Below are 17099 nucleotides of genomic sequence, written 5' to 3' on the forward strand. Positions count from 1 at the left end.
ATGCGCTTAAGCCGGACGCAACGAACGCCGGTGGGGGGGCAATGCCGGCGAACAGGGAGAGAAGTCATGCGTATCCTTTGCCGCCGTCATCTGCTGTCTGGCGTCGCGCTGCTTGCCGCAACGTCGGTACAGGCACAGGTCGCTTCACTGGCCACCGATGCGCCCGCGGACCCGGCCCCCGACGCAGCAGGTGAGATCGTCGTGACCGGTTCGCGCATCGCCCGCCCCGATTACGCGGCGCCCAACCCGATCGTCTCGTTCAGCGCGGCCGACCTCCAGCAGTCGGGCAACACCAACGTCACGACCTTTCTCCAGCGCGTGCCGGCGCTCACTAATTCGCGCGACAGCACGCGGACGGCGGGCAACGCGCAGGCCGACGGCAGCTTCGGGCAGGTCGGGCTCAACCTGCTCGATTTGCGCGGGCTTGGCCCCAACCGGACGCTGGTGCTCGTCAACGGCCGCCGCCATGTCGCCGGCCAGCCCGACACCGCTGCTGTGGACATCAACGCGATCCCCACTGATTTGATCGAGCGCGTCGATGTGCTCACAGGCGCGGCGTCGGCTGTGTACGGCGCAGACGGCGTCTCCGGCGTCGTCAACTTCGTGCTGAAGCGCGATTTCGATGGCGTCGCGGCCCGCAGCCAGTTTGGCATCTCCGAGCGTGGCGACGCCGCCAACCGCTTCGCCTCGCTGATCGCGGGCCGCAACTTCGCCGACGGCCGTGGCAATCTAACGCTCGCCTACGAGTATAACGCCGACCAGCCGCTCGCGAACGACGATCGTCGGTATCTCGCACAGGGCGACCGCCAGTATTTCGTCAACCTCGACAGTTACGACCCGACGCGCCCTGGCAGCTACAAGGTCGGACCGGTCGGCGACCTGCGCTACCCGTACAGTTCGAACCAGGGCATCGTGTATATCGGCGACCAGGTTTTCCGCGGCGACGGCGCGCTCTACACGCCCGGCCGGTTCCTGCAGAACGACGGGTATTCGATCGGCGGTGACGATACGCCCGTCGCGGGCTATATCGGCGATATCTTCCCGCGTACCCGCCGCCACGCGGTCAACGCGCTGACGCATTACGACGCGTCGGACGCGTTCAAGGTCAGCCTGGAGGGCAAGTTCGTCCAGTCGACCGTGACCAGCTTTGGTGGTTATGGCGGCAATTATCCCGCGACAGTCGCGCTCGACAATCCGTACATCCCGGCAAGCATCCTCGCAGCGGCGACCGCAGCCGGGCTCGGCTCGGTCGACGTCAACCGCAACAACTTCGACATCCCGCGGCGTGGCGAGGAAGACCGCCGGCGCACCTATCGCGGCGTCGTCGACGTCACCGGCCGGATCTCGGAGCATGCCAGCTACGACGTGTCCTATACCTATGGCCAGACCGACGTCCGCGCGACCAAGCTCAACGACCGCCTCAACGTTCGCTTCCTGCACGCGCTCGATGCGGTGCGCGGGCCGGGCGGAACGATCGTCTGCCGTTCGGCCGAGGCCCGCGCGGCCGGCTGCATTCCCGTCAACACGTTCGGCGGCAACACTGTGGATCCGGCCTCGTTCGGATATTTCCTGAGCAACCCGGCGAGTGATGCACGGCTCACGCAGCATGTCGCCAACGCCTCGCTGAACGGTGACTTCGGGCAGTTCTCGGCGCTGCCCGGCGGCCCGGTCGCGTTCGCGGTCGGTGGCGAATATCGTCGCGAATCAAGCAGCTTCCGTCCGGCGCAGGCGATCACCGACAATCTGTTCTACCAGTATGACGAGTACATCCTGCCGACCCCGTCGAGCGGCCATTTCGATGTCTGGGAAGCGTTCGGCGAATTGAACGCGCCGATCCTGAAGGACGTACCGTTCGCCAACCTGCTCTCGGTCGGTGCCGCGGGACGCTATTTGGATTATTCGACGGTCGGCTCGACCCGTGCGTACCAGTTCAACGGCATCTACGCGCCGATCCGCGAGATCAGCTTCCGCGGCTCCTACGGCCGCTCGGTCCGCGCGCCCAACATCGGTGAGATATTCCGTCCGCAGACCGGCAGCAGCAACTTCTTCTCCGATCCCTGCTACATCGGCAACCGCACGCTCGGGACGCAGTTCCGCACCGCGAACTGCCAGGCGCTAATCACCGGCGCCGGAGGCAATCCCGCCACCTTCACCGCGCAGAACAACCCGAACGCGACGATCTTTATTCCTGGCACGCAGCAGGGCAATCCGGACCTGCGCGCCGAAGTCGCCCGCACCTGGACAGCGGGCGTTGTGGTGCGGCCGATCTCCGGGTTGTCGATCGGGCTCGACTGGTACGACATCCGTCTGCGCGACGCGATCAATACGCCCGATGCGAACACGATCGCGTCGCTGTGCGTCGATCAGCCGACGCTCGACAACGCCTATTGCAAAGTGATCAGCCGCGAGCGCGGCACCGGGTTCATCAACGGCTATGTCGTCCAGCCGCAGAACGTCGCGGCGTTCCGCACTGCCGGTGCCGAACTCAACATTGCCTATCGCTTCCGGACGGCGCGAGCAGGCGCGTTCGATATCCGGCTGGTCGGCGGCTATCTCGACAAGCTCGAACAGGTCGCCACGCCGGGCGCCATAACCGAGGACAATGTCGATCAGCCGTTCCGTCCGAAATATACCCTCACCTTCTCGCCGAGCTGGACCGCGGGGGCGCTGACGCTGAGCTACAACCTGCGCTGGCAGGACGGCGTCCGCCGGTTCGCCAAGGTTGATACTGATGCGAACCCAAGCCTCGTCGATCCGCGCTATCTCCGGTACAAGGAGCTGTGGCAGCACGACGTGCAGACCGAGGTCGCGGTCGACGAGAGATTCTCGTTCTATGGCGGGGTCAACAACCTCGCCGACCAGAAGCCCGATATCGGTTTCGAAACCAACGTGCCGATCTCGCCAGTCGGCCGGTACTTCTATGCTGGCGCGAAGGTTCGGTATTGAGCCGCTCGGGCGTTGACGTTGGACGATGCCTCGACGACGGACGCCTGATCGCCAAAACGAGAAAAAAGACGCCGTGCTAATCAAAGACATGCTGAGCCTTATCACGATGGAGGAAGGGGCCTTCATCGATCCCAGTTGCACAGTCGTCGATCCGCACCGCCTGACACTGCGCAAAGGCGCGTTCGTCGGCCCCGAGGGACTGATCGACGCCGGCGGTGGCGTCGAGATCGGCGAAGCGGTGCGGATCAGCTACCGGTGCACGATCATCTCGCTGACCCACCACATCACACGCTCGGTCTGGCGACGGGGCGTGGACGGGGATCGACTTCGGCCTGTCCTGATCGAGCGCGGTTGCTGGGTAGGCGCCAACGTCACCATTTATCCGGGCGTCACCGTGCGAGAGGGGTGCGTCATTAATGCAGGATCGGTGATCGCGAAATCTACCGAAGCACATGGACTTTACTGTCCACCATATGCCGTGCGTATCAAAGACCTTGAGTTCGAGTGACGGCTGATCACGATCGCGTCGTCAAGACCAACTATCTACGTTCCACCCGCCCGAAGCTCTCGTACGAGGCTCCGAAAAAATGGCGTATCGCTAAATGAACGAACGGCCGGAGTTTGGGTTAGCCTATGGGGACCTGAATGACCGTTTGTTGGTCAGGTGTTCTCATGGAGCTCGTGCGTAAACCCATTCCTCTAACGCTCAACTGGATTGCCAGCGGATCGCATCGATCAGCGCGCGCATCGCAGGACTGACCCGCCGGTCCGGATAATAGAGCCTGCACCCGGGATAGGGCGAGCACCAAGCACCGAGAACCTGGATCAGACGCCCGTCCGCAATTTCGGCGGCCACGTCGTGCTCCATCATGTAGCCGAGGCCTGCACCCGCCCGCACCGCTGCCGATGACAACACTTCGTCGTTGACGATCAGTTGCCCCGCAACGCGCATCCTGATGTCGCGTCCGCCCTCCTCGAACTCCCAAGGCAGCAAGCCGCCGCCGCCCAGCTGTCGGTAATTTACACAGATGTGGTCTTCGAGATCGGCCGGACTTATCGGGAGTTTGCGGCGGGAGAAGTAGCCCGGTGTGCCGACCACGACCGTGCGCAGGTCGGGGCCCACCGGCACCGTCACCATGTCGCTGTCGATCGCGCCCGCGAGCCGGATTCCTGCGTCAAACCCGCCAGCGACAAGGTCGATCAATCGGTCATCGACAATCACCTCGACTGAGATGTCAGGATGATCGATCAGGAATGCAGGCAGGCGCGGCGCTAGAATCGTGCGCGCGGCCCAACCGAACGTCGTCAGCCGCACCGCTCCCGTCGGCGTGTCCCGCCAGTCAGCCAAGCGCGACAGGCCGCGCGCAACTTCGCTCAGAGCTGGCCCAAGCGACCGCAGCAGTTGCTCGCCCGCCAAAGTCGGCGCGACCGAGCGCGTGGTCCTGGCTAGGAGGCGAACGCCAAGCCGCAGCTCCAGTGCCTTCATTGCATGACTTAGGGCCGACGGAGACAGGCCGAGTTCTGCAGCTGCGCGCGTGAAGCTGCGCAACCGCGCCACGGTCGCGAATGTCGCCAAATCGTCAAGCTCGCCGCGCCGCATTGATGCATCATGCTCACAAGCCCTTGCACCTAACAATGACTAATCGTGGTCGCGCGCGCTCCTTATTTTCCGGATGAAGCAAGGAGACAGTCCATGAGCCTTAGTCACTATCGCACTCTTGGCCGTTCGGGCCTCGTCGTCAGCCCGCTTGCGTTGGGCACTATGACCTTTGGCCTTGGCCAGTGGAACGCTGACGATGCCAGCGCGCGCAAAATCTTCGACGCCTATCGCGAGGCGGGCGGCAACTTCATCGACACCGCCGACATTTATTCTGGCGGTGGCAGCGAGGATCTAGTTGGTCGCTTCATAAAAGAGACGGGTTCACGCGACGAGGTGGTGCTGGCAACCAAGTTCGGTTTCAATGGATCTGCCAGCCCGCTGACCGCTTCGCAGTCCGGCGGCGGCAACCCCAATGCGGGCGGGGCGGGAGCCAAGAACATCCACCGCGCGCTCGACGCCTCCCTCCAGCGGCTCGGTACCGACTATGTCGATCTCTACTGGATGCACATTTGGGACGGGGTGACGCCCGCCGAGGAGTTGGTCGAGACGCTCGGCGCGCTCGTTCGCTCCGGCAAGATTCGTTACTACGCCTTCTCCGACATGCCAGCATGGCTGGCTACTAAGGCGGCGACAGTCGCATCGGAGCGCGGCGTCCCCGGCCCAGTCGCGATGCAGGTCGAATATTCGCTGGTGGCGCGCGATGTGGAGGCCGAGCACATTCCCGCCGCGCGCGACGCCGGCATGGGCGTACAGCCATGGAGTCCGCTCGCGGGCGGTTTCCTGTCAGGCAAATATCGGCGCGACGACACGGCCGAGACCGGTCGACTGAGCGGCGCCAACCCCTTCGGCGACAGCAAGTTCGTCGATCGCAACTGGGACGTGCTCGACGTGGTGAAGGCGATCGCCTCCGAGATGGACTGCAGCCCCGCACAAGTTGCGCTCGCATGGACGATGGCGAAGTCGGGGGTGTCATCGACGCTGATCGGTGCCCGCTCGGTCGAGCAACTGAAGAGCAATCTGGCTGCTGCGTCGCTCACGCTGGACGATCGCAAAATGGAGCGCCTGAATGAGGTGAGCGTCCCCGCCCCGAGCTTCAGCGCCGCGCTGGCATCGCCCGCCATCCGGAGGATGATCTTCGGCGGCCAAGACGTGCGTGGATGGGGCGAGTAAGTCCCCGCTACCACCCAATCACGATAACCAACCCTGTCGCAGTTTCAGGGTGCTACTGGCTCTGTCGTCACTGAAAGCTGCCAATCCGATTTTTCTGAGATTACGACGTTGATGACGGGTCATCGGTCGCAAAAAAAACGGTCAGCGCCGAGATGAATGAGTGTCTGAAGGTGAGAAGCCGGAGATTGGACGCGAATGACCGCAACTGGGTCACCTCTGCCCGATGGTCTCCTAGTCTCACATCAGCATGATGGATGCATCGGGCGCTTCGTAGACGGTTGTAAGCATAGCCTCGACCCGATCCAATCCCGCTCGAGTTAGTTGAAGATTGAATGTAGCGTCCGCTTGGGCGTCAATGATATTGCGCTGGCGCAGTACGGCCACCCACCTGGTAGCAGTTGAGATTGCTACGTCCGCATAGGTCGCGATCTGGTTCAAGCCTACCGCGCGGCCTTCTGCTTCGGCCAAATAAATGCCGATGAGGAGCGATCCAATTGGGTCGGTGCTGAGGTCAGCGCCGAAGAGCTTGACTCGTGCATCGTGGACATGGCGTATACGAAGCGCCGCCTCCCATAGCCTAGCTGGCGGCAGATCACGGCCGCCCTCGTGCCAGAACAGAGTACTAATCAGGCGGTCAGGGTCAGAGAAGCGAGTGACCAGAAGGTTCGCTGCGATTGAAGTACCGTCAGGGCGCAGATATCGCTTCTGCAATCGGACTGGGGCGGCAGCCGCTTCTAGTACCGCTAGCATATTGCCGCTTCGCTGCAAATCCCGGGGGTCGGTGATCTGCCTATATGAGATCCCAATCAAGTCGCTTTCACGGCGCTGCAATAAATCGAGAAAGCCCTGATCTGCCTGCAGGATGACTCCATCGAGCGTTGATACACAATGAGCTGCCGGCATAGTTACCCCGCAAACTAATTGGATCGATAATATATAATAGTGAGGGCTTGGTGCAACGGGAGTGTCGTTGCCGTGCCGGCGATCTAACCTGCTGCTACGTCCGCGTCAGCTATCCATCACGCGACACGCAGATTGTAGAATGGGCTTCCCGGCGAGGTGAATGAACGACCGGAGTCGAGGAGCGAGGGAGCGGCCGGAAATGACCGCAACTGGGTCTCCGCTGACGCAAGGTCCTGACCGGAAGCCTCACGCGATCTGCCACCTTATCGCCTTAAAGACCTCGCATGATCTGCCAAGTTTCGTTCCGGACCGGCGAAGGAAGGCAGGCTGGACGTCGATAGGAGGCTGGAAGTTGCGCTTCAGAGTATTCGCGAGCTGGCTTCTCCGAATAGGCGTCGTCGCCTTATTCTCCAGCGGGTCCGCCATACATGCGGGCGACGTTCACCGTACCGCGATAATTGCTGAAAAATCGAACCCGGCACAGAAAGTCTATTGGAGGCCTGTAGTTAATGGGCGTCTTCCGAACGGTGTGCGCTATGCGATCCTCGCAAGGCAGTCAGACGAGCCTGGCATAAGTCTGCTCATGCGAAACGAAGGTGGCTTCATCGAGGAGCAACGGCCGGGCGAGCGCGGGTTGACACACCTTATCGAGCATCTCGTATTCGTCAGTCCGACGATAAACGCGCCGAACGATTTGCATCATCTTGTGAAGATCGGTTTGCCGCTAACTTTCGCCGCCCCTTCCGCCGGTACCACAAGCTGGCGAGAGACCAATTACTTCGTGTCGACCAGAACGACGCGCACGGCAGACCTCGACACACTGCTGCGTCTATTCCGCGAGGTCGCGACCGACCTCACGTTCAGATCCGATGCAGTCGACGATCAGCGTGCGGACGTGATGCGCGAGATGGCCGGCAGGAAGCCCGGCAACGTGATCTACGCCGACTATATCGCGGGCATAGCACCAGGCTCTCCGACGGACGTCATCGACGGGCAAAATTCCGACGACGTACCGACAGCGAGCGTAGAAACGATCCGCGCTCTATACCACCGCCTATACCGACCCGAGAACATGATGGTCGTGATCGTCGGAAACGTCGATCCGACCACCGCGAAGGCTCTTATCACCCAGCGTTTCGGGAGTTGGAAAAAGCATCGGGTCGCCGGTCGGCCATGTCCCTGTTCCGCGCTTGCGTTACGATCGCATCGCGCTGATCAGTTTCTCAGCTCTGCCGCAGGGGCGCAGGACAGCGCTGATCACCGTGGCAATGCCGACACTTTCGTCACCCGGCTCCAAAAGATCGCAGATGGACGCAGAGCTCATGGACAGGCTGGCGATCCGCGCGGTCAACAATCGACTGGCAAGAGCTCAGCCAGGCAGTCCGTCCGGAAAGGTCGGAATGTTCATCGAGAATGGCGAGCAAGGCCACCGGCTTATCATGCTGTGGGACAACTTTACGGGCGACGCATGGCAGCCTGCACTGGTCGACCTCAAACGTACCACATGCCGACTAGGTACGGCGGGCCTCTCTGCAGACGAATGGGACAGGGCGAGGCGTGACCTGATCCAGGAGCTCGAGCAGATTACTGGAGACATGGGCCACGCCAAGAACGTCGAACTGGCAAAGGATCTATCTCACGCCATCGCCGCAGACAGGGAGCTGATCGCTCCGAGCGCTTTGCTGCGACGTGCTCGGATCTGGTTGCCGACGATCGATGCAAGCACTGGGAATGCTTGGTGGCGTCAGCAATGGCAGAGCGGCCACGAACATGTCCGGGTCGAAGCGCCTGAGCTTGCCCGGGTGGTGGACCCCCGTCAGGCGATACGGACCGCACTGGATGCAGCATCGTCGCGAGCGAGCTGCCACTAACTACGACAATAGCCAGGCCGGAACAGGGAGACACGGATGGGAATCGTCCTAATCGTCGCAGCGGTCGCATCGCAGACCGGACCTATGACGGTCGTTCCAAAGGTCGTGGATTTCGACCTTGCCAAGGTGCGCCCCAGAAAACCGACGTGCTTGGATCGAGGGCAGTCAGACGAGATCATCGTGTGCGCTCCAAAGGGAATGGACATCTGGCTGGGTGACGTAAGCGGATTTGCCGCCAAGCAACTGAATGCCGAATTCAAAGGGCCGCTGAACGCCGAGACGACCATTCACGTCATTCAGCAAAAGAGCCTCATTGCTACGACCCCGGCAGCGGCCGTGACATTGAAATGGCGTTTCTGATATTTCTGGTCGCGGGAAAATCCCGTGTTCGACCGCAATCCAAACTGAACCGCATCTGCCGTTGCCAATGTTACTCGCCCCACTTTTCTAAAGCTTAATGAATGTCCGAAGCTGGTGAGCCAGAACCTGGCTGTGAATGACCGAGATTGGGTAAATGTACCTCGGCGTCTTCACCCGAGATCAGCTCCTGCACTCATCCAGAAGCATTTGCAGCCGCTCGGCATCGTCAGGCGTGGCGGGGTTGTAGATAATCATCCCCAGTTCCCGCCTTCCTTCGACGGCGAACGACGAAAACTCCATCGCCAGCAGCCCCGCGTCGGGATGGTGGATACGCTTTACTCCTTCGCCGTGAGCGACCACGTCGTTATCCTGCCACAGCGCTTCGAACTCAGGGCTGAGCCGAGACAACTCCATGACGAGCTTTATCACCTCGGCGCTGGTGCTAGCGCCGGCGCGCGCCACGTCGGCGCGGAAGGCGCCGACGACGAAGCAGGCGATGCTGTCGAAATCGGCATTGCGGGCGCGTACATGATCGCTGCCGAACATCAGGCGCAGAATGTTGCGTCCCTCGCGCGGCAGCTTGGAATAGTCGGTCAGTAAGACCGCAGCGGCACGGTTCCAGCCGACAACGTCCCACATTGCGGTCTTGATGATCGCTGGGCTGAGCACCATCCCATCTAGTACCCGTTGCAGGCGAGGGGTGATGCCGTCGACCGGCTGATATCGGGCCTCTGGCAGACGACCCAGTCCGAGTATGTAGATGTGCTCGCGCTCCGGCTCGGTCAGCATCAGCCCCTTCGCGATGCGATCGAGGACATCCGCAGATGGCGCGCCGCCACGGCCCTGCTCGAGCCAGGTGTACCAGGTGGGACTGATATTCGCGCGGCTCGCAACCTCTTCACGGCGCAAACCGGGCGTCCGGCGGCGACTGCCGCTGAGCCCGAATGTCGCCGGGTCCAAGCGAGTGCGGCGGTCGCGCAGGTACGTGCCCAGCGAATTTGGTGCTTCAGTAGACAAGATGTATCCTGTTGCAGCTTATACCACGATAAGCTCACTACTTTAACAGGGTCGGGCGCAAGGCGATACATCCCTCGTCAACGAGGAGATTTCCATGCGCGTGTTCTTGACCGGTGCGACCGGCTTTATCGGCTCCCATGTCATTCCCGAACTACTCCGCCGCGGTCACAATGTGCTCGGGCTCACTCGCTCCGACGCGGGCGCGCAGCAGCTCGAAGCGGCTGGCGCCGATGTTCATCGGGGCGACCTGGAACGACCGGAGACCCTTGCGAGTGGTGTCGCTGCGGCTGACGCGGTCATTCACTGCGCATTCGATCACGACTTTGCCAACTTCGTCGAGAATACTCGAAAGGATGAACGCAACATCGCCGCGATGGGCGATGCGCTGGCGGGAACCAACAAGCCGATCCTGATAACCTCGGGCATCGGTATTGGAACGCCGCGCAACGGCGGTCCTGCTACCGAGGATGTGCTCAACCCGCTCCACGCCAATCCGCGCATTGTGACGGAGCTGGCCGCCGCAGCGCTGATCGCCCGCCGCATCGATGTCCGCACCATTCGCCTGCCGCAGGTGCACAATACTACCAAGGCCGGTCTGATCACGCCGCTGATCGCCGAGGCCCGCCGTGCCGGGGCGGTGGCGTATCTCGGCGAAGGGAAGACGCGCTGGGCTGCCGCGCATATCAGCGATGTCGCCAAGCTATACGTGCTGGCTCTCGAGCGCGGCGAGCCGGGCGCGCGATACCATGCGTCGGTCGAGGAGGGCGTCGATGCACGCACGATTGCAGAGGCCATCGGCGAGGGAACCGGATTGCCGGTACGTTCGATCGCAACCGAAGACACCGAGCGCTTCTTCGGCTGGATGGCTCCCTTCGCCGCTCTCGACATGACCGCGTCGAGCGTCTTGACGCAGGAGCGGCTGGGATGGGAGCCTACAGGTCCCGATCTACTCACCGATCTCGCCGCGATGAATCATTACGAGCCCATGATCGGATAACAGATCGCCGTTGCATGCTGATGTGAGTAGATTCCGCTGGCGTGCAGCGGCGTGACTATAGCCTGAGGATCACACCATGGCCTCGGCCGGTTACGTGAATGAACGGCCGATTCTGGGATGCCGCTTTCGGGCACTGAACGACCGCTTGTGGGTCGTAACGCCAACAGGCCATTCGTTGAAGGAAGCCACCCGGCAGTCGGTCTAAGCGTCGGAGCGGACTGCTCGTTGAAACGGGCGCCACTGCATATGCCCGAATAATGGCGTCACGATTAGATGCGGTACAGCGAGAGCCGCAATGCCCGCGAATAGGGGGCGAACGCCGGAAGGGTCAGAGTGTAACAAGAGAACGCCTGTTATGGTAGCGAGCAGTATCGCGGCGACCAGTATCGGAGCAGTTGCTCGGAGGTAGCTGCCCATCGTTGCACAACCGATCTGCGTACGACGTTCGAACGTTTGGGGTGCGGCATGCAGAACGAGAAAGCCCACCGAAAACCCCACGAGTGGCGGCAGAACGACAAGGGCCACCGTCCCGACCAGGAGGCGCAGGTCTTTGCGCTGACATGCTTTTACGACCAAATACGCTGCGGCTATTGCGCCGATCAACGCCATTGTCGACACCATTGCGGGCAGCACGTTTGTCGAGGTGCCCCCAAGACGAAGAATATCGGTCAGGTTCGTGGCATGGAGAGTGGCGGGGGTGGCGACAAGGCTCGTTCCTCTCGCCACCCTCTCCAACGGCCGATCCGCTGGTGCATCTTCCACGCCGAAATGAACTGCCGACGCGACGAGAAAAGCCGGAAGTGCGACCGCTGGATCAATGACCCACCAACAGAGGCAAACTGCACCAACAAAGACGTATAAGGCGACGAACAAAGGGCGTTGCCGCGGCTCGACGATTGCCAAGTCGCTGGCGCCATGTGCCATGCCGATGAAACCTATCGCCACAACCGCAAAAGCTAATTGTACGGTCAACGCGCTAATGGAGGCGGCGGCTGCCGCCCCTAGAAGCAGGCTCCAGCCCCAGGCTGGAGCGCGGGCGATCATGACTGATGACCGCGTTCGGTGCTATGCTGCTCCAGCGCCTTGTCCAGATTGCTTGCCGCATAGAAGGCGTAAACAACCTTGGCGACGACATCCATGATCAGAATTGCCCAGACTGATGTCGGATCCATGATGATCTTCGTTCCTTCAGGACCGATCAGGAAGACGATTGGATAGAGGAACCAGATAACCGTCAGGAAGGCGACGTTCTTATTGTATGCCGTGCCCAAGGCCATGCCCCGGCTTTTCGCCAGCATGCGTAGCGGCCCCCACAAGAGGTACAGAACGCCGAGAAAGGCGGCGCATGACCACGCATACCAGACCCATTTTGCGAACGATGGGCCGGTTAGCGACGACACCAGTCCCGTAGCTATCATTAGCACGTCAAGGACGATGATGGCGGTGAGGTGGCCGCCAACCTCGCCGGTTCTACCATGCTCATGGAAGGCCAGAAGAACGAGGCTCGATAGCAGGATCGGCGTTGTCACCGACCAATCGAGGTATCTTGCGAGATAGGTGACCGAGCCGTCGAGCTTGAACAGCGTACCGATGCCGAAGGCCATTGCCAGATACGCCGTAGCTGCAATGAACGGCACGCTGGCATGCAGCAGCGTATGGTGGCCGGACGGGTGACTTTTCTTCCCCGTCGCATAGATCGCCAGCGAACCCAGCGACATGATTGTGAACCCAAGTAGGAAGGCAGTCTGATCCATGCGGGATCCCCAGCACAAGGGGGCGACCCGATGCCGACCCAAATCGCATAACATGGATTGTATCGTTTTGTGTCCACGCCGGAGCAAAGTTCATCGGCTTGTCATGAAGCGCGGTCGATAGGAGACGAACGGACACTTCGTCAGTGAATTAAGCCGGCGGACTTTCCTGCGCGACGCTGCGTAAGTAATCACTGGTACCGGATGCCTTCATGAGCATCGTATCGACTAGCCGTTGTCCTCTGCAGCCCCGGCGAACTGGATTGCGCGGCTTTGGTATCACGATACTGAAGCTTGGCTGATTGTGGAACGCGCGGTCGCCTGGATCGCTAAGATGGACCGCCTATCGCTCACCCACAAACTGAATGTTCCGCATGTTCAACGGACTCGGCCTGCCGGTTTTGCTCGCCATCTTTGCCGCCTGCGCAGGCGTAATCTGGGTAGCGGGCGTGAAGCTAGCTGATACGACGGACATTCTGTCCTCGCGCCTTCACCTAGGCAAGGCGCTCGGCGGTATCATCGTACTCGCAATAGCCACCAACCTGCCCGAGGTCGCGATCACCGTCAGTGCGGCGCTGGCAGGCAATCTGGGGGTGGCGGTCGGCAATATACTAGGCGGCATCGCCATCCAGACGGTTGTGCTCGTGGCGATGGACATCGCCATGAAGGAGCAGGTGCCTCTGACCTACCGCGCCGCCAGCCTCACGCTGGTCGTGGAGGCGGTGCTGGTCGTGGTGGTCTTGATCGTGTCGATCATGGCGACGCAGTTGCCGGGCACGCTGATTGCGGCTCGCCTGACTCCCGGGGCGGTGTTGATCGGCGTCTTGTGGATCATTGGCGTGTGGCTTTCCAGCAAAGCCAGTAAGGGGCTGCCTTGGCAAGATACGAGCGGCACGGCTCCCGACGCGCAAAAAGAACCCAAGGGCCACTCGCAGGCGAAGAAGGATGACGCCTCTGGACAGCGCGGCGAGAGTACGATTCACGTCGCATTGGTCTTCGGCGCTGCGGCGCTTGCAACATTGGCAGCCGGTGTACTCTTAGAGCGAAGCGGCGATGCCATAGCGGAACACATCGGCCTCAGCGGGGTCATCTTCGGGGCAACGGTGCTTGCGGCCGCCACGTCGCTGCCCGAGCTTTCGACCGGTATCACCTCGGTACGCATGAAGGACTATCAGCTGGCCGTCAGCGACATCTTTGGTGGAAACGCCTTTCTGCCAGTGCTCTTCCTCCTAGCCGTCGTCGTCTCAGGCAAGGCAGTGCTGCCTTATGCTCAGGCAAGCGACATCTATCTTGCGGGCCTTGGAGTGTTGCTGACCTGCGTTTACGCCGCAGGCCTGATTTTCCGACCCAAACGTCGAATTTGGCGCATGGGCATCGATTCCTTCGCGGTGCTTACCCTTTATGCCCTCGGCGTGGGCGGCCTGTTCGCAATATCTAGCGGTCACGGCAGCTGAGCCGCTTATTCCAAAACGCGACTTTCTGAGGTGGAAGCCAGCTTTTGAAACTAGCCGTGTTGAACGTGAACAGGTGTCCGATGTTGGGAGGAGAGAAGGAGCACGTGTATGGCCGATTCTGGGTCGTCAGGGCTGCTCGAGGAGGCTTTGCGTTACCCTCGCGCTCACAGCCGCAAACAGTCGTCGCCTATGACATGCTGGGTGCTTATAGGTTGGCCTGTTCCTCTTTGTTTAAGTCAGCATCGGGACCGTAATAGAGTTCAGCGCACGCGTCGCGCAGGCAGCCACCCTCGATCTCGATATCGTCCCGATAGGCGTCCCCGATGAAGCCGAGAATGTCGACGTGCTTTGCCTCGAAATACATCGGATGCACATCGTTGCGACCAGCACCGTAAACGACGCGGCCGACTTTCGACCAGATCGATGCCATCGTGCACATGCCGCAGGGCTGGAGTGTCGAGTATAACGTCGCCCCGCGCAGCTCCAGTTCTCCGGTTTGCTCACAAGCCCGACGGATAGCCATCATCTCGGCATGGGCCGTTGCGTCAGGCAACTCCTTGGTCTGATTACGTTCGGCTGCAATCACCTTCCCGTCTAGCACGATGACGCATCCAAGCGGGGAGGTTGAGGGATCGGACCCTTTGGAGCGTGCGACGTCTATCGCCATTTGCATCCAATGTTCGTCGGTATCGGTCTGCATTGCGTATCCATCTAATTGCAGTTGCTGTAAGATTTGGCGTGTCGATCCGGTTGCGGCGTCAGCTTTGAACCACCCTGACGGTCGCTTCCGTGGGATCGACCGGATCCATCACGAAAACCCCCGCATCACGGTTCGCGACAAGCCATGCGACGTGCGCGGCAGAGATGCGCTGGCCCGGCACCAGTCGAGGGACGCCCGGCGGTGCGGGCGCGATCATCTCTGCTGCGATCCTTCCCTCAGCCGCCTCGTAGGCCACCATTTCGGCTGGGCCGTAGAGTGCCGCAGGCCCGGGCATCGCCATGTCGACGGACAGGGTACCGATCCCGGGCATAGGCGAAATTGCCGACAGGATGGAGGGATCGGAACCGAGCTGATTCACGAGATCCTGCAAGCCGCGGACGAGCTTGCGGAGATCGGACCTGGTTGTGCCCAGCGACAGAACGGCCAGGATATGCCGGGCGTCGGATAGCCCCATACTGATCCGGTGATGCTTGTAGAGCCAGTCATCGATAGCATACCCCGATACGCCCAGCACCGAGACGTCGATCAGCACCTTGGTGACGTCCAGATCGGCATCGGGCGGCAGATGATCGCAACCTAACACTCGCAACGGGGCAATACCGGCAATCTTTCTGCGGACCTTCTCCGCCAGCGCAATGACGCCGTTCCACATCTGCTCCCCGTTCAACGCGTGATCTCGCCGGGTCGCGTCAAGCGTTGCTAGGATCGGTACCGATGGGCTGGTGGTCTCGAACAGCTCATAGGCCATCCACAATCGCTGGCGATCGATCAGGTCGCCCTTGGCGACGATCACCGATCCCTGCGCGAGAGCCCCCATCGTCTTATGGGCGCTGTAGACGGCGGCATCCGCCCCCTCGGTCAGCGGATCGTCAGGCAGTCCTTCACAAAATGCGAACGCACCACCCCAAGCGGCATCGACGATCATGGGAATACCGTGATCGTGACAGACAGTGGCGAGTGCCGCGATATCGCTCGTCACGCCGTAATAGGTTGGGCTGACGACGATGAACGCCTTGGCGGTTGGATTGGCCGCCAAGGCGGCGTTCAGCGCCTGCGGCCCAACACCATGCTCAATGTCCCATTCCCCGTCGATCTGGACCGGCACGATGGCGGCATTGAGCCCCGTCGCGAGCGCGTAGGCACGCTCAGCCTTGTGGGCATTCGCCGCGACCAGAATGGTGTCACCTGGTCCGGCGACCGAGGCCATAACCGTGTGAAGACTCTGGGTGGATCCGCCGGTTACAAACCGGCAGAAGTCGGCATTCCAGGCCTCCGCCGCGATCTCGTGCGCACGTTGAAGGGCCAGCTTGCCTTCGGTACGGTCGTCGAGCCCCTTCGGCGTCAGCACGTCGGCGTGGAAAACGCGCTTGCCGAGCAGTGCCTTCATCCCGCCAGGAATGACTGCACCCTGGTTGTGGCCCGGCGCTCCAAATCCGATGACCGGCCTCTTCTCGATCGCCGCCAACGCATCGGCCAACGGCGCACTCTTCTGATCCATGCCGAACCCTCTCCTGATCGAATGGGTGAAACGCACGGATACTGGAAAGCCCCTCCACGATGGTTGATCTTCTTTATCAAACAAGCAGTTATCCGCCGAAGGCGGACATGGATCAAACCTTCCGCCTAGCTGGCTAAGGCGCTCATCGATAGCAAAGCCCTTTCCAACATTCCGTCACCAAGGGTACGAAAGAGGAAGAGCTATGAGGAACGAGATGCCGATCAACGTCAACGCGGCGAGTGCGGCGGAGTTGGACACCATCTCGGCGCTAGCGGGGCACGGGTTCGAGATCGTCCGCTATCGTGAGGAACGTGGCGGGTTCAGTGACCTGAGACAACTTGATGAAGTACCCGGTCTTACCGGTAAGGCCGATGGGGCGACTGCTTCACTGACCGTCGGCGATTGCTGACTCAGGCGGGCGCCAGACTTTGGAACGCCGCGATAAGAGCCTGTTCGTTGATCGGTTTGTCGAGAACGATCATCGATGGCCGACTTACATGGCATGCTTCGCGCGTGCCGGTCACGAAGATCACGGGCGTCGGCCCATGCTCCAAGATGATGGCTTCCACCGCGGCAGGGCCGGTACCGGCTGAGAGATTGACGTCGGACATGATGATGGAGGGAGGCCTCAATCTCACAGCATCGATTGCCTCATCTTGCGAGGCAGCCTGATCAAAGGATATGCCGCCAGCCCTCGCGATCAGCTGGATGATGTGGTCGGCGATGAGGAAATCATCCTCGATGACGAGCACATGGCACATATGACGGATCCCGATAAGCTGAGCTCTTAACCAATGTGGTCACGCAACGG

At 61.1% G+C, this 17099-nt stretch carries 16 protein-coding genes and 1 pseudogene; 9 read left to right on the plus strand and 8 right to left on the minus strand.

The window, feature by feature from the left end; translation table 11 throughout:
• The first annotated feature begins 66 nt into the window (after positions 1-66).
• Positions 67-2946, plus strand: coding sequence for a TonB-dependent receptor plug domain-containing protein (locus tag IFT54_RS18265; RefSeq protein WP_197984748.1), 2880 nt, complete (start codon positions 67-69; stop codon positions 2944-2946).
• Positions 2947-3034: 88 nt separating this feature from the next.
• Complete coding sequence (locus IFT54_RS18270; RefSeq protein WP_166747235.1) at positions 3035-3454, plus strand: acyltransferase; 420 nt, start codon at positions 3035-3037, stop codon at positions 3452-3454.
• 198 nt (positions 3455-3652) lie between these two features.
• On the opposite strand, the gene IFT54_RS18275 is transcribed toward IFT54_RS18270, so the two are convergent.
• Positions 3653-4546 (minus strand): LysR family transcriptional regulator, encoded by an 894-nt coding sequence (locus IFT54_RS18275; RefSeq protein WP_192071671.1) that lies wholly within the window; start codon positions 4544-4546, stop codon positions 3653-3655.
• 93 nt (positions 4547-4639) lie between these two features.
• On the opposite strand from IFT54_RS18275, the gene IFT54_RS18280 reads away from it, so the two are divergent.
• The gene (locus IFT54_RS18280; protein WP_056677972.1) at positions 4640-5716 is read left to right on the plus strand and encodes an aldo/keto reductase; all 1077 of its coding nucleotides are present in this window, start codon (positions 4640-4642) and stop codon (positions 5714-5716) included.
• Positions 5717-5953: 237 nt separating this feature from the next.
• On the opposite strand, the gene IFT54_RS18285 is transcribed toward IFT54_RS18280, so the two are convergent.
• The gene (locus tag IFT54_RS18285) at positions 5954-6619 is read right to left on the minus strand and encodes a PAS domain-containing protein (protein WP_192071672.1); all 666 of its coding nucleotides are present in this window, start codon (positions 6617-6619) and stop codon (positions 5954-5956) included.
• Positions 6620-7202: 583 nt separating this feature from the next.
• On the opposite strand from IFT54_RS18285, the pseudogene IFT54_RS21040 reads away from it, so the two are divergent.
• The 3 genes and pseudogenes from IFT54_RS21040 to IFT54_RS18300 form a co-directional block, all read left to right on the plus strand.
• Positions 7203-7769: pseudogene (locus IFT54_RS21040) on the plus strand (M16 family metallopeptidase); the annotation flags it as partial.
• Positions 7770-7809: 40 nt separating this feature from the next.
• The gene (locus tag IFT54_RS20610) at positions 7810-8490 is read left to right on the plus strand and encodes a hypothetical protein (RefSeq protein WP_244649227.1); all 681 of its coding nucleotides are present in this window, start codon (positions 7810-7812) and stop codon (positions 8488-8490) included.
• A gap of 36 nt (positions 8491-8526) precedes the next feature.
• Positions 8527-8850 (plus strand): hypothetical protein, encoded by a 324-nt coding sequence (locus IFT54_RS18300; RefSeq protein WP_192071675.1) that lies wholly within the window; start codon positions 8527-8529, stop codon positions 8848-8850.
• Between the two features lie 180 nt (positions 8851-9030).
• Here the strand turns inward: IFT54_RS18300 and IFT54_RS18305 are convergent, their stop codons facing one another.
• Entirely contained in the window at positions 9031-9867 is an 837-nt protein-coding gene (locus tag IFT54_RS18305) for a helix-turn-helix transcriptional regulator (protein ID WP_192071676.1), read from the minus strand.
• 94 nt (positions 9868-9961) lie between these two features.
• On the opposite strand from IFT54_RS18305, the gene IFT54_RS18310 reads away from it, so the two are divergent.
• Positions 9962-10864, plus strand: a complete 903-nt coding sequence (locus IFT54_RS18310) for an SDR family oxidoreductase (RefSeq protein WP_192071677.1) — start codon at positions 9962-9964, stop codon at positions 10862-10864.
• 201 nt (positions 10865-11065) lie between these two features.
• Here the strand turns inward: IFT54_RS18310 and IFT54_RS18315 are convergent, their stop codons facing one another.
• Together IFT54_RS18315 and IFT54_RS18320 are read right to left on the minus strand one after the other, a co-directional pair.
• Entirely contained in the window at positions 11066-11908 is an 843-nt protein-coding gene (locus tag IFT54_RS18315; RefSeq protein ID WP_192071678.1) for a Brp/Blh family beta-carotene 15,15'-dioxygenase, read from the minus strand.
• Positions 11905-12618 carry a bacteriorhodopsin gene (locus tag IFT54_RS18320; protein WP_192071679.1) on the minus strand — a complete coding sequence of 238 codons (714 nt, stop codon included), beginning with the start codon at positions 12616-12618 and terminating at the stop codon, positions 11905-11907. The genes IFT54_RS18315 and IFT54_RS18320 overlap by 4 nt, the downstream gene beginning before the upstream one ends.
• Positions 12619-12989: 371 nt before the next feature.
• Between IFT54_RS18320 and IFT54_RS18325 the strand changes: the two genes are divergently transcribed.
• Positions 12990-14069 carry a sodium:calcium antiporter gene (locus tag IFT54_RS18325; RefSeq protein ID WP_192071680.1) on the plus strand — a complete coding sequence of 360 codons (1080 nt, stop codon included), beginning with the start codon at positions 12990-12992 and terminating at the stop codon, positions 14067-14069.
• A 205-nt stretch (positions 14070-14274) separates the two neighbouring features.
• Here the strand turns inward: IFT54_RS18325 and IFT54_RS18330 are convergent, their stop codons facing one another.
• Both IFT54_RS18330 and IFT54_RS18335 read right to left on the minus strand, forming a co-directional pair.
• Entirely contained in the window at positions 14275-14769 is a 495-nt protein-coding gene (locus IFT54_RS18330; protein WP_192071681.1) for a nucleoside deaminase, read from the minus strand.
• 58 nt (positions 14770-14827) lie between these two features.
• Positions 14828-16288 carry an aminotransferase class I/II-fold pyridoxal phosphate-dependent enzyme gene (locus IFT54_RS18335; protein WP_192071682.1) on the minus strand — a complete coding sequence of 487 codons (1461 nt, stop codon included), beginning with the start codon at positions 16286-16288 and terminating at the stop codon, positions 14828-14830.
• Positions 16289-16490: 202 nt separating this feature from the next.
• Between IFT54_RS18335 and IFT54_RS18340 the strand changes: the two genes are divergently transcribed.
• Positions 16491-16697: a ComEA family DNA-binding protein gene (locus IFT54_RS18340; protein ID WP_244649228.1), complete on the plus strand. Its 207-nt coding sequence runs from the start codon at positions 16491-16493 to the stop codon at positions 16695-16697.
• A 1-nt stretch (position 16698) separates the two neighbouring features.
• Here IFT54_RS18340 and IFT54_RS18345 read toward each other — a convergent pair whose 3' ends face one another.
• A complete protein-coding gene (locus IFT54_RS18345; protein WP_192071683.1) occupies positions 16699-17049 on the minus strand; it encodes a response regulator in 351 nt (116 codons plus the stop codon).
• Positions 17050-17099: the final 50 nt, after the last annotated feature.

Source organism: Sphingomonas sp. CFBP 13714 (genome assembly GCF_014842205.1).
Lineage (GTDB): Bacteria > Pseudomonadota > Alphaproteobacteria > Sphingomonadales > Sphingomonadaceae > Sphingomonas > Sphingomonas aerolata.